Source organism: Burkholderia sp. BCC0398, from assembly GCF_902833245.1.
GTDB lineage: Bacteria > Pseudomonadota > Gammaproteobacteria > Burkholderiales > Burkholderiaceae > Burkholderia > Burkholderia sola.
The window spans coordinates 296,717-308,301 of sequence record NZ_CADFEM010000004.1 but is presented as its reverse complement, the minus strand read 5'-3'; the positions used below and the strand labels follow the sequence as shown (position 1 = coordinate 308,301).

Annotated in this window: 7 protein-coding genes; 4 read left to right on the top strand and 3 right to left on the bottom strand. The window is 64.7% G+C overall.

The genetic code is table 11. The features are described from left to right. Positions 1-195 precede the first annotated feature (195 nt). Positions 196-1,344: a porin gene (locus HWX76_RS10625; protein WP_050011869.1), complete on the top strand. Its 1,149-nt coding sequence runs from the start codon at positions 196-198 to the stop codon at positions 1,342-1,344. Between the two features lie 53 nt (positions 1,345-1,397). Here HWX76_RS10625 and HWX76_RS10620 read toward each other — a convergent pair whose 3' ends face one another. Then, on the bottom strand, positions 1,398-1,856 hold the full coding sequence (locus tag HWX76_RS10620) for an Lrp/AsnC family transcriptional regulator (protein WP_050012095.1): 459 nt from the start codon (positions 1,854-1,856) through the stop codon (positions 1,398-1,400). 183 nt (positions 1,857-2,039) lie between these two features. Here HWX76_RS10620 and HWX76_RS10615 point away from each other — a divergent pair, with 183 nt between their 5' ends. Further along, positions 2,040-3,137: a branched-chain amino acid aminotransferase gene (locus HWX76_RS10615; protein WP_124640423.1), complete on the top strand. Its 1,098-nt coding sequence runs from the start codon at positions 2,040-2,042 to the stop codon at positions 3,135-3,137. 128 nt (positions 3,138-3,265) lie between these two features. Further along, a complete protein-coding gene (locus tag HWX76_RS10610) occupies positions 3,266-5,134 on the top strand; it encodes an FUSC family protein (protein WP_239468977.1) in 1,869 nt (622 codons plus the stop codon). Positions 5,135-5,643: 509 nt separating this feature from the next. On the opposite strand, the gene HWX76_RS10605 is transcribed toward HWX76_RS10610, so the two are convergent. Together HWX76_RS10605 and HWX76_RS10600 are read right to left on the bottom strand one after the other, a co-directional pair. Continuing rightward, complete coding sequence (locus tag HWX76_RS10605; protein ID WP_050012877.1) at positions 5,644-6,582, bottom strand: response regulator; 939 nt, start codon at positions 6,580-6,582, stop codon at positions 5,644-5,646. A gap of 67 nt (positions 6,583-6,649) precedes the next feature. Beyond that, positions 6,650-10,069, bottom strand: coding sequence for an ATP-binding protein (locus tag HWX76_RS10600; protein ID WP_176015786.1), 3,420 nt, complete (start codon positions 10,067-10,069; stop codon positions 6,650-6,652). 224 nt (positions 10,070-10,293) lie between these two features. Here HWX76_RS10600 and urtA point away from each other — a divergent pair, with 224 nt between their 5' ends. Further along, positions 10,294-11,568 carry an urea ABC transporter substrate-binding protein gene (gene urtA, locus HWX76_RS10595; protein ID WP_176015785.1) on the top strand — a complete coding sequence of 425 codons (1,275 nt, stop codon included), beginning with the start codon at positions 10,294-10,296 and terminating at the stop codon, positions 11,566-11,568. Positions 11,569-11,585 lie beyond the last annotated feature (17 nt).

The window sequence follows — 11,585 nt, the reverse complement described above, 5'->3', positions numbered from 1 at the left end:
CAACCGCCCGCTAGCCGCTTTCCTCGCTGACAAACATCCCCCATTTTGAAGAGCACCTTCCTGCCGCGAGGGGCTAACAGTAAAAAATCGGCTCATTACACTGCGCCCGTCGCATCGCCGAGCAGTCTCGACGCGGCACAGACGCAGCGCGCAAGCGTTACGACCGGCAAACGAAAGATTTGGGGGTAAATCGTCATGAACAAGCGTTGGGGGATCGTCGCACCCGCCGCGTTGCTTGCTGCAGCCGCTCATGCGCAGAGCAGCGTGACCCTGTACGGCAAGATCGAGGACGGTATCAACTACACGAGCAACGCACGCGGCCACGGAACCGTGCAACTGCAAAGCGGCTATGACTACGGGAGCCGCTGGGGCATCAAGGGCACGGAAGACCTTGGCGCGGGCTACCAGGCGATTTTCACGCTCGAGAGCGGTTTCGACGTCAACACCGGCAAGATGAACCAGGGTGGTCGGGAGTTCGGCCGCCAGGCCTTCGTCGGCATCGCGTCGGATCGATACGGCACGCTGACGTTCGGTCGCCAGTACGACCCGAGCGTCGATCTCTTCTCGCCGCTCACCGCGAACGGCAACTGGACGGGCTACCTGTTCTCGCATCCGTACGACAACGACAACACCGACTACTCGTTCCGCGTGAATAACGCGGTCAAGTACGTGTCGCCGGTGTGGCACGGCGTGACCGCGGAGGCGATGTACGGGTTCAGCAATCAGGCGGGCGGTTTCGCGAACAACCGCCTGTATGGCGCCGCGCTGCAATACCAGCAGGGCGGGCTGACGGTCGGCGCGTCGTATTTGAAGATCAACAACGCACGCAATGCCGATTCGACCGGGGCGATCACCGGCGACAACACGTTCGATGCGTCGTCGCAGCAGAACATCGGTATCGGCGTGAATTATGCGTTCTCGAATGCGCTCGTGGGATTCACGTATTCGCACGTCGACGTCTACGACCCGACTTCGAACGCGTATTTCACCGGCACGACGCAGCCGGCGGGCGGTGCATGGAAATCGTGGAAATTCGACAACTTCGAGGTGAACGGCCTCTATCACTTCACGACTGCGTTTTACGTCGGCGCGGCATACACGTACACGCAGGCCCGCGTCGCGTCGACGGTCGGCGCGTTCAATCCGAAGTGGCATCAGCTGAGCACGAAGGTGAATTACGACTTGTCGAAACGCACGTCGGTATTCGTAGAGGGCGTCTATCAGCATGCGATGAACGCGCACACGGGAACCGACTTCGATTACGCGTACATTCCGGGCGCCGCCGATATCTCGTCAGGCCCGAATCAATATGTCGCACGTATCGCGCTGCTGCATCACTTCTGATGCCCATGCCCCGTTCGACACGACGCGCCGGCGTTTCCTGGCGCCGTGCGCGATCACAGCGGAAGCACGGAAGTCTGCTTGATCTTCTGCATCGGAATCTCGGTCTTCACGCTCTGCACGCCTTCGATCCGGGTCAGGTGGTCGATCTGGAGTTGCCGATAGGCGTCGATATCGGCGGTCACGACACGCAGCAGGCAATCGCAATCGCCCGCCATCAAGTGGCACTCGAGCACCTGTGGAAGACGCTGAACCGCTTCGGTGAAACGGTCGACGGTTTTCGCGTCCTGGCTCGTCAGCCAGATGCGGACGAAGACGGTCAACCCCGCGCCGATCTTCGATGCGTCGAGCAGCGCCGCGTAGCGCTCGATGACGCCAGCCTGTTCCAGCTGCTTGACCCGACGCAGGCACGGTGACGGCGACAGTCCCACCTTCTGCGCGAGTTCCACGTTCTGGATTCGTCCGTCTTCCTGAAGCACGTTCAGAATGCGACGGTCCATTTCGTCCAGTTCGATGACGGCCATTGATCGGACCTATTCGGTTGAGGCACGCGGTGCCCGGGTTTTCGGGTTTTGAAGCATGGAATTGCTAAATCGCGCCCATCTTAAGGCGAACACGCAACCTGAAATTATTTTTTCTACGATAAATTTTTGCCCGTAGCAGCCGGGACGGTCCCGCTGCCGATCAAGGGGCAAACGATGAGCACCGATTCCGTCCAGCACTTCGAATTCGAACAAAATCCTCACCCCGTCGCGGCGGCCGAGCGCGCCGCGCTGCTCGCCAATCCCGGTTTCGGCCGGGTCTTCACGGATCACATGGTGACGATCCGGTACTCGGCGGACGAAGGGTGGCATCACGCGAAAATCGGGCCGCGCGAGCCGTTCCGGTTCGATCCGGCGACGCTCGTGCTGCACTACGCGCAGGAAATCTTCGAGGGCTTGAAAGCCTTCCGGCTGCCGGACGGCGGCGCGGCGTTGTTCCGTCCCGATGCGAATGCGCGGCGCTTTCGTCATTCGGCCGAGCGGCTCTCGATGGCGCCGTTGCCGGAGGCGATGTTCGTCGAATCGGTACGTGCGCTCGTCCGCACCGATCGCGACTGGATTCCGGCGTTCGACGGCGCGGCGCTGTATTTGCGGCCGTTCATGATCGCGACGGAGGCGGTGCTCGGCGTAAAGCCGTCGCCGGAGTATCTGTATTGCGTGATCGCGACGCCGGTCGGCGCGTACTTCAAGAGCGGCGCGTCGGGCGTGACGCTGTGGGTGTCGGAGCAGTACACGCGGGCGGCGCCGGGCGGCACGGGCGACGCGAAATGCGGCGGCAACTACGCGGCGAGCCTGGCCGCACAGGCGGAGGCGACTCGCGAAGGCTGCGAGCAGGTGGTGTTTCTCGATGCGGTCGAACGCCGCTGGATCGAGGAACTGGGCGGGATGAACGTGTTCTTCGTGTTCGACGACGGATCGATCCAGACGCCGCCGCTGAACGGGACGATTCTGCCTGGCATCACGCGCGCGTCGTTGATCACGCTGGCTCGGGAACTGAATTACACGGTGCGGGAGGAGGGCTACACGATCGAGCAGTGGCAGGCGGACGCGCGCAGCGGTCGGCTGGTCGAGGCGTTCGCCTGCGGCACGGCGGCGGTCGTGACGGCGATCGGCCGGGTGAAGGGTCGCGCGTACGACTTCACGATCGGCGAAGGCGGCGCGGGGCCGGTCACGTCGCGGCTGAAGGGGGCGCTGCTCGATATCCAGAACGGGCGCGAAGCCGATCGCCACGGCTGGGTGGACCGCGTGTTTTGAGTTCGGCACGGCGGCCATCGCGTGTCGTGGCGGCCGTCCTGAAAGCCGCGGCCGGCATGCCGGCCGGAAGCAGCCGTGCCGCCTCCTGGAATGCTTTGATCATGTCAGCTGTTTCGTTGTCACGCGCCATGGACCGCTTGTTCATTGTCGACCCCGGTCTTCACCGGCTGCTGGGCGGTGTGCGCGCCGCACTCGCGAGCGTGCTCGTCGGCGCGCTCGGCATTGCATCGGCGCTGCATCTCGGTCTCGCGATCACCACCGGCGCCGTGGGCATACTGTTCGCGATGATCGCGCCGCTCTTCCTGCGCGATGCTCGCCGGCTGGACTGGTATGAATCGCTGGCGTGGCAATACGGCGTCGCATGCGCGAGTTTCGCCGCGGCCGCCGTCGCGAGTGCGTGGCCAGCGGTCGGCAAGGCGGGTTTCGTGATCGTCCTGTTCTGTTCGATGCTGTGCCAGACTCAAGGGCCGCGCACGATCGGATGTGCGTTCCTGGCGATCGCGATGTACTACCTTGGCCTCTATCTGCATCCGGCCGCGCTACAGGTCGGCCACATGCTGGCGATGTCGATCGCGGGCCCGGCGGGCGTCGTGCTCGTCTGCCGGATGCTGTTGCCGACGCATGCGGCGCACACGCCCCGGCTCATCGCGCGCTCGGTATCGCTGCACGCGGCATGCATTGCGCGAAGCGCCGTGTCGGACGCGGGCGAGTTCGATGCGATGGCGCATTTGCTCGCGTTGAACGAAGCCGCCATCGCACTCGAGAATCATGCGTCGACATTCGGTGAACGCGACGCGCGTGCATTGCACGCCGCGCTCGTCGCATTGGAGCTCGCAGCCGCCCGGCGCGTGCTGAACCACGACCGGACGGATGCCGCCGCCGCGGCGCTACGCGCGGCGATTGCGCGCTTCGATGCCGTCGCCGGCGACGTGGCGGCGCGCAGGACCGCCACACGTCCGCCCGCGTCCCCGCCGCATGCGCGTGCGGTTCGGTGGGGCGCCGGCTGGCGCACGCTTGCATGGTTGCCGGCGATCCGCGCCGTGGCGGCTGCGTGCGCCGCGATGTTGATCGGCGAGACGCTGTCGTCGGAGCGATGGATGTGGGCGGTGCTTAGCACGTTCGTCGTGTTCTTCGGCACGTATTCGTGTGCGGACACGATCTATCGCGGCACGCAACGTGTCGTCGGCACGCTCGCCGGCGCGCTTGCGAGCGTACTCGTCGTCAGTGCCGTTCATCATGCGAATGCAGTCGTGGTCATCGTCATGGGCGTGTGCGTGTTTGCCTGGGCGTACCACATCCTGCATGCCTACGGGCGCGGCGTATTCTTTTTGACGGTGCTGATCGGCGTCGTCTATGCGCAACTGGGCTTCGAGATCGGAACGCTTGCGGAACTGCGTATCGGCGAGGTGTTGATCGGCTGCGCGGTTTCGCTCGCGGCGGCGATGCTGGTGATGCCACTGGCGGCGTCGCGCCACATCGCGATGCGTTCGCACAACCTGTTGGCGGCGCTGCGCGAACTCATGCACGAGCGCGACGATGGCACGCGGCCGGAGGCGGCGCAGATGCGCGCGGCCGATCGCCGTTTTCACGACGTGCGTATGGCGATCAGGCCGCTGGCTGCGTGGAGCATGTTCCGCGTATCCGGCGATGCGCGACGGTTGTCGGACACGCTGCTGTCTTGCTGGCTGCATGGCCGGATCGTCGCGACGCTCCTGCCTGCTGAAGCCGACGGCTCGGTTGTCGGATTCGAACGGCATTCACGCGCAGCCATCGTCACGCGAATCGATGCGTTGATGGACGATCTGGATCACAGTCGCTCGATGCGACTCGACGCGGCCGCGAACGTGGGGCACGGAACGCTCGCGATATCCGGTGATCGTCCGTTACCGGCCCATCCGGAACTGGCTCGGCTCGACGCGAAGCTGACCGAACTCAACCGGGCATTCGAGCACGCGCTGTTCGGAAAAGTGACGGGCGAGGAACGGTGGCGGAGATAACGGCGGCGCTCGCATCGCTCGCGCGTTGAGCGCTGACACGCATTCTGGTGCGCTAGGGTCTGTTTACATATGGAACGCGCATGCGTTGCCACGAGAACGGCCGCTCGCGAGGCGCGCGACGCCGCGAATACTGACGTATTCGCAAGGAGCGCAACGTGGCGAACGGCCGTTCTCGTGGCAACCCCAAATTAAAAAATCATTCCACGGGAATGCCCGAAATCGCCCGTATGGCGGCGTCGCTCGTCGCTTGTTTGGCTCGGCCAAACGGCGCTCCTCACTCCTTGCCATACGCCCCGGAGGAAGTCCCCTTGGGGGACGAGCGATTTCGGGCATTCGCATGCGCGTTCCATATGTAAACAGACCCTAGGAATCGACGGATCTCGCGCATCGGGCTGCCGACTGGCTATCGTTGGCGGCACCCGCTATCCGCCGATCGTTCGGACGGTCGTTCAACGCATCGCCCCGCCAGCAACGTTCGCGCCACCGATATGCGGGAAAGCGGTAGCTTTTCACGTGCGCTCGAGCATCTTGATCGCTGCTGCGGCGGCTCCCGCACGGGTCTCGACATGCAACTTCCGGAACAGGTGTTCGAGATGCTTGTTGACCGTGCGCGGGGCGATGCCCAGAATGTCGCCGATATCGCGGTTCGTCTTGCCGTGCGACACCCACAGCAACACTTCGGCCTCCCGCATGGTCAGGCCGAAGCGTTCGGCGAGCGCATTGCAATGCACCGTGTCGTCCCTTTCCTTGAGGATAACGATCCATTCACCCGGCTCCGGACCGAGCGTCGCACTGGCCGAGCGGCGTATCTGGCCCGAGCCGAATTCATGCACGGCGTCGTCCTGGGCGCCGCGCGCGAGCCAGTCGATGAACCAGGCGCGCAGCGGCGCAGGCAGTTTCGGCGGCGCCTCGGTATCGCGCGCGTTCGTGGTTTGCGCGGCATCGAAGCGGTCGTCATGCGCGGCCGTGTATGCAGCGATATGATGCGCAGCCTGAGGGCTCTGCCACCGAATCGTGCCGTCCGCGCCGACGATCAGCGCCGCGCGCGTGTCGAGCGACAGTGCGGCCTCCGCATACAACTGTGCGCGTGAACGCCGCACGTGGGCGCCGATGCGTGCGCACAACTCCTCGGGCTGCACCGGCTTGGTCACGTAATCGATGCCGCCCACGCGAAAGCCGCGTACGACGTGCTCGCTTTCCGTCAATGCAGTCATGAAGATGACGGGCAGATGCTCGTGCCGTCCGTCCTGCTTGATGCGCACACAGGTTTCGAAGCCGTCCATGCCGGGCATCATTGCGTCGAGCAACACCACGTCGGGCGTCACGCGCGCGAGGCGCTTGAGCGCGTCGTCGCCGGACAGCGCGACGATCACCGCGTAGCCGTGCGCCTGCAGCGTATCGGAGAGAAAGGCGAGGTTCTCCGGCGTATCGTCGACGATCAATATCATGGGCCGTTCGCGCAGCCACACGGCCGGAGCCTCGACGATCGGGGAGGCCGCGATCGGGGTGTGTGCGTCATGCGTCCGCGCCGCGCGCGAGTCGGTCAAGTTCATGCTCGAGTTCCCTTAGCTGAAAACGTTCCGCCAACGAGCGCAACGCGTCGATTTGATCCCGCAACGCGGGCCAGGCCTCACGGGCGGCGTCGAGCTGTTCGATCACGCCCTGTACGTAGCCGACTTCGAGATGCGCATGCAGATGCTCGACGAGCCCCCGCGGCCACACGGCGGCCGTGAGCGGCGCTGTCGCGACCGGCGCGCTCGCGCCGATATCGGACGCGATCCAGTCGAGTGCAAGCAGTTGCGCAAGCTTGTCGAGCAGCAGATTCACCTGCAGCGGTTTCACCAGATAACCCTTGCATCCGGTCGCGCTCGCGCGATCGCGGTCGTCGGCGAACGCGTTGGCGGAGAGCAGCACGATGGGTGCGCTCGACAACTGATTCTCGGAGATCAGGCGGCTGGTTTCGTAGCCGTCCATCAACGGCATCGAAATGTCCATGACGATCGCGTCCGCCGTGTGCATCGCCAGCCAGCGCAGCGCATCGGTGCCGCTGGCCGCTTCGGCGACGTCGAAGCCGAGCGGCGTCAGCAATTGCACGACGATATCGCGCTGGTCGTCGAGGTCGTCGACCACGAGAATGGTGCGGCGCGCACCCGTATAGCCGCGAATCGACGCGAGTTCGGTCGGGGTTTCGGCCGCCGCGTCGACGGCCGGGGCGAACAGGCGTACCACGAAGCGCGTGCCGTGGCCGACTTCGCTGTCCACTTCGAGGCTGCCGCCGAGCGCGTGCGTGAGCAGGCGGCAGATCGTGAGTCCGAGGCCGGCGCCGTGATCGTACGCATGGGCCGCTTCGCCGCGTTCGAACGGCAGGAACAGGCGCTCCATTTCGGCGGGCGGGATGCCGGGGCCGGTATCGATCACCTCGAACTTGAGCGTATCGAGCCCGTGACTCACGCGCAGCGTGATCGTGCCGCTCGACGTGAAGCGGATCGCATTGCCGATCAGGTTCGTGAGGATCTGGCTCATGCACTTCTGGTCGGTGCGCACGGTGGCGGGCAGCCGGCCGGCCGTCTGCACATCGAAGGCGAGCGCCTTTTCGAGCGCCTGCGGACGGAGCATCGACGTCAGATGCGCGACGAAATCGGCAAGCGATACCTTGGCGATGTTCAACTGAAGCTTGCCCGCCTCGATGCGCGCGATGTCGAGCAGACCGTCGACGAGCGCGAGCAAATGCTCGCCGCTGCGATGGATCGTGCGCACGGCGTTGTAGCGCGTGGGCGTGAGTTCTTCCTTCGCCTGCAGCAGCAACTGCGTGTAGCCGAGAATGCTGTTCAGCGGCGTGCGCAACTCGTGGCTCAAGCCGGACACGTAACGGCTCTTGGCCTGATTGGCCGATTCCGCGGCGGCGGTCGCGCGCTTGAGCGCCGCGTCGGTTTTCTGATGCGCGTCGATTTCCAGCATCAGCAATTCGTTTTGCCGCTGCGATTCTTCCTGCGTGACACGACGGTTTTCGCGCTCTAGCACGAACCACCAGGCCGCGATGCAGCCCACCAGCGAGAGCGCGAGAAAGATATTCAGAAAACTGCCCGAGAGCGCATGGCCGATCGACGGTCCGGCGGCGCTCATCGACGTCGCGCTCTGCGACCAGATCAGATAGAGCACGCTCCCCAGCACCGCGAGCATCGCGAACACGAGGCTCGCATAGTGGATCAGGCGTAGCGCGGCGGGGCCGAGTCGCGCACCGGGCAGCACGCGATGCAGCGCGCGGCCGGCCTGCGACGAGAAGCGCGCGTGCGGCTTGCAGCGGTCGTGGCAGCGCGAGTCGAGCGAGCAGCACAGCGAGCAAATCGTGCCGCCATAGGCCGGGCAGTACGCCGTATCGTCGGGTTCGAAGGTGTTTTCGCAGATCGCGCAGCGCAGCGAGGTGGCGTCGCCGGTCGGTTGCGCGGCGCGGGCAATGTAATAGCGACCGCGTGTCAGTACCGCGAGCACGGGCGCGCACGCGAACGCCGCGCCGAACGCGATGAACGACGACATCGCCTGGGCGAGCGCGCCGAACAGGCCGCTATGCGCCAGCATCGCGACGGCGGCCGCGATCAGCATCGCGCCGACGCCCACGGGGTTCACATCGTAGAGGTGCGCGCGCTTGAACTCGATATGTCGCGGGCTGTAGCCGAGCGGCTTGTTGATGACGAGATCGGCGAACAACGCGCCGATCCACGCGATCGCGATGTTCGCGTAGAGCGACAGCACCTTGGCGATCGCATCGAACACGCCCATTTCCACGAGCAGCAACGCGATCATGACGTTGAACACGAGCCACACCACGCGGCCCGGATGGCTGTGCGTGAGCCGCGCGAAAAAATTGGACCACGCGAGCGAGCCCGCATAGGCGTTGGTCACGTTGATCTTCAACTGCGAGACGATCACGAACAGCGTCATCGCGGGCAGCGCCCAGCTCGCGAGCCCCAGCGGATCGAGCAGCAGATGATAGGCGACGAGGTACATCTGCGTCGGCTCGGTGGCGTGGCTGGCATCGACTTCATACTGGAGCGCGATGAAGGCGAGCAGGGCACCGCCCAGCATCTTGAGCGCGCCGGGCACGATCCAGCCAGGCCCCGTCGAGAGCAGCGCGAACCACCAGCGCGTGCGGTTCTTCGCGGTGAGCGGCGGCAGGAACCGCAGATAGTCGACCTGTTCACCCACTTGCACGATCAGCGCGAACACGACCGTCGACGCCTGACCGAAGGCGATCAGGCTGAACGCGCGGCCTTGCGGCGCGAAGCCCGCGAAGGTGGTCCATTGCGCGATCAGGTCGGGATGGCGCCACAGCACGGCGGCGTAGGGCAGTACGAACAACACGAGCCACAGCGGCTGCGTCCAGCTTTGCAGGCGGTTGATCAGCGTGATGCCGAACATGACGATCGGAATCACCACGAGCGAACTCACGACGTAGGCGATCGCCAGCGAAATATGGAAATACAGCTGGAGCGCCAGCGACATGATGGCCGCTTCGAGCGCGAAAAAAATGAACGTGAACACCGCGTACAGCAGCGACGTGACCGTCGAGCCGATATAGCCGAAGCCCGCGCCGCGCGTGAGCAGGTCCATGTCGACGCCGTAGCGCGCCGCGTAATAGCTGATGGGCAAACTGGTCAGCCAGATCAGCACGGAGACGGCCGCGATGGCCCAGAACGCGTTCGTGAAGCCGTAGTTCACGACGAGACTGCCGCCGATCGCCTCCAGCACCAGAAACGACACCGCGCCGATCGCCGTATTGGCCACGCGCAGCTCCGACCAGCGCCGGAATGAGCGCGGCGTGAAGCGCAGCGCGTAGTCCTCGAGGGTTTCGTCGCCGACCCACGCGTTGTAGTCGCGGCGCACCTTGACGATGCGTTGGGTACCGGGCGCGCCCATTGACGGGTGACTCTGGGACATGACGATGATCCGAATTGGTGCGAAAGCGGCACGAGCGGGGCGTGAACGGCACAACGGCGGACCACGGCGCCCAGGATCGCCCTGCAATGCAAATTACATTCCAGTACGTGCGCCGGAAATACGTCGATTGACGTATTTCGATCGTCAAATTGGCTTTCTACATTGCGTCCAACCTCGACCCAGCCCGCAGCGATCCGCGCCGGGCGCCCGATAAGGAGAACGTGATGTCCGCAGACGATCGACTCGATGACGAAGCCCGGAAGCCTTCGCCGCTGCGCCGGAAAATGCTCGGCGGTCTCGCCGCCGCGCCGCTGATGGCGTTGGGCCTGCCGCGCGGCGCGTTGGCGCAAACGCCGCCCACGGCGAAGGTCAACACCACGGGCCTCGCGGTCACGGATACGACCGTGACGGTCGGCCAGCTCCACTCGGCCACGGGCACGATGGCGATTTCCGAAACCGGCTCGATCCAGGCCGAGCGCCTCGCGATCGAGCAGATCAACGCGATGGGCGGCGTGCTTGGCCGCAAGGTGCGGATCATTCAGGAAGACGGCGCGTCCGACTGGCCGACCTTCGCCGAAAAGTCGAAGAAGCTGCTGGAGAACGACCACGTCGCGGCCGTGTTCGGCTGCTGGACTTCGGCCTCGCGCAAGGCTGTGCTGCCGGTGTTCGAGAAGGACAACGGCCTGCTGTATTACCCGACCTTCTACGAAGGCCTCGAACAGTCGAAGAACGTGTTCTACACGGGCCAGGAAGCGACCCAGCAGATTGTCTGGGCGCTCGACTGGGCGTCGAACACGAAGAAGGCCAAGACCTTCTTCCTGATCGGTTCCGACTACATCTGGCCGCGCACGTCGAACAAGATCGCGCGGCGCCATATCGAACAGCATCTGCATGCGAAGGTGGTGGGGGAGGAGTACTACCCGCTCGGCACGACCGAGTTCGCGTCGCTGATGAACAAGATCAAGCTCGCGCGCCCGGACTGCATCTTCGCGACCGTGGTGGGCGGCTCGAACGTGGCGTTCTACAAGCAGCTCAAGGCCGCGGGCATCACGCCGCAGAAGCAGTTTCTGCTGACGCTGTCGGTGACCGAGGACGAAGTGCTCGGCATCGGCGGCGACAACTTCGCGGGCTTCTATTCGTCGATGAAGTACTTCCAGTCGCTCGATACCGACAACAACAAGAAGTTCGTCGCGGCATTCAAGGCGCGCTACGGCCAGAAGTCGGTGATCGGCGACGTGACGCAGGCCGCCTATCTCGGCCCGTGGATCTGGAAGGCCGCGTGCGAGCGCGCGGGCAGTTTCGACGTGGACAAGGTGGTCGCGCATTCGGCCGGCATCGAAGTGGCGAACGCGCCGCAAGGCTATGCGAAGGTCGATGCGAACCATCACCTGTGGAGCCGCTCGCTGATCGGGCAGGGCCAGGCGGACGGCCAGTTCAAGGTCGTCGCGCAGTCGGAGCAGCCGATCCAGCCGAATCCGTTCCCGAAGGGCTACATGTAATCCGTCAACCGCAGCGG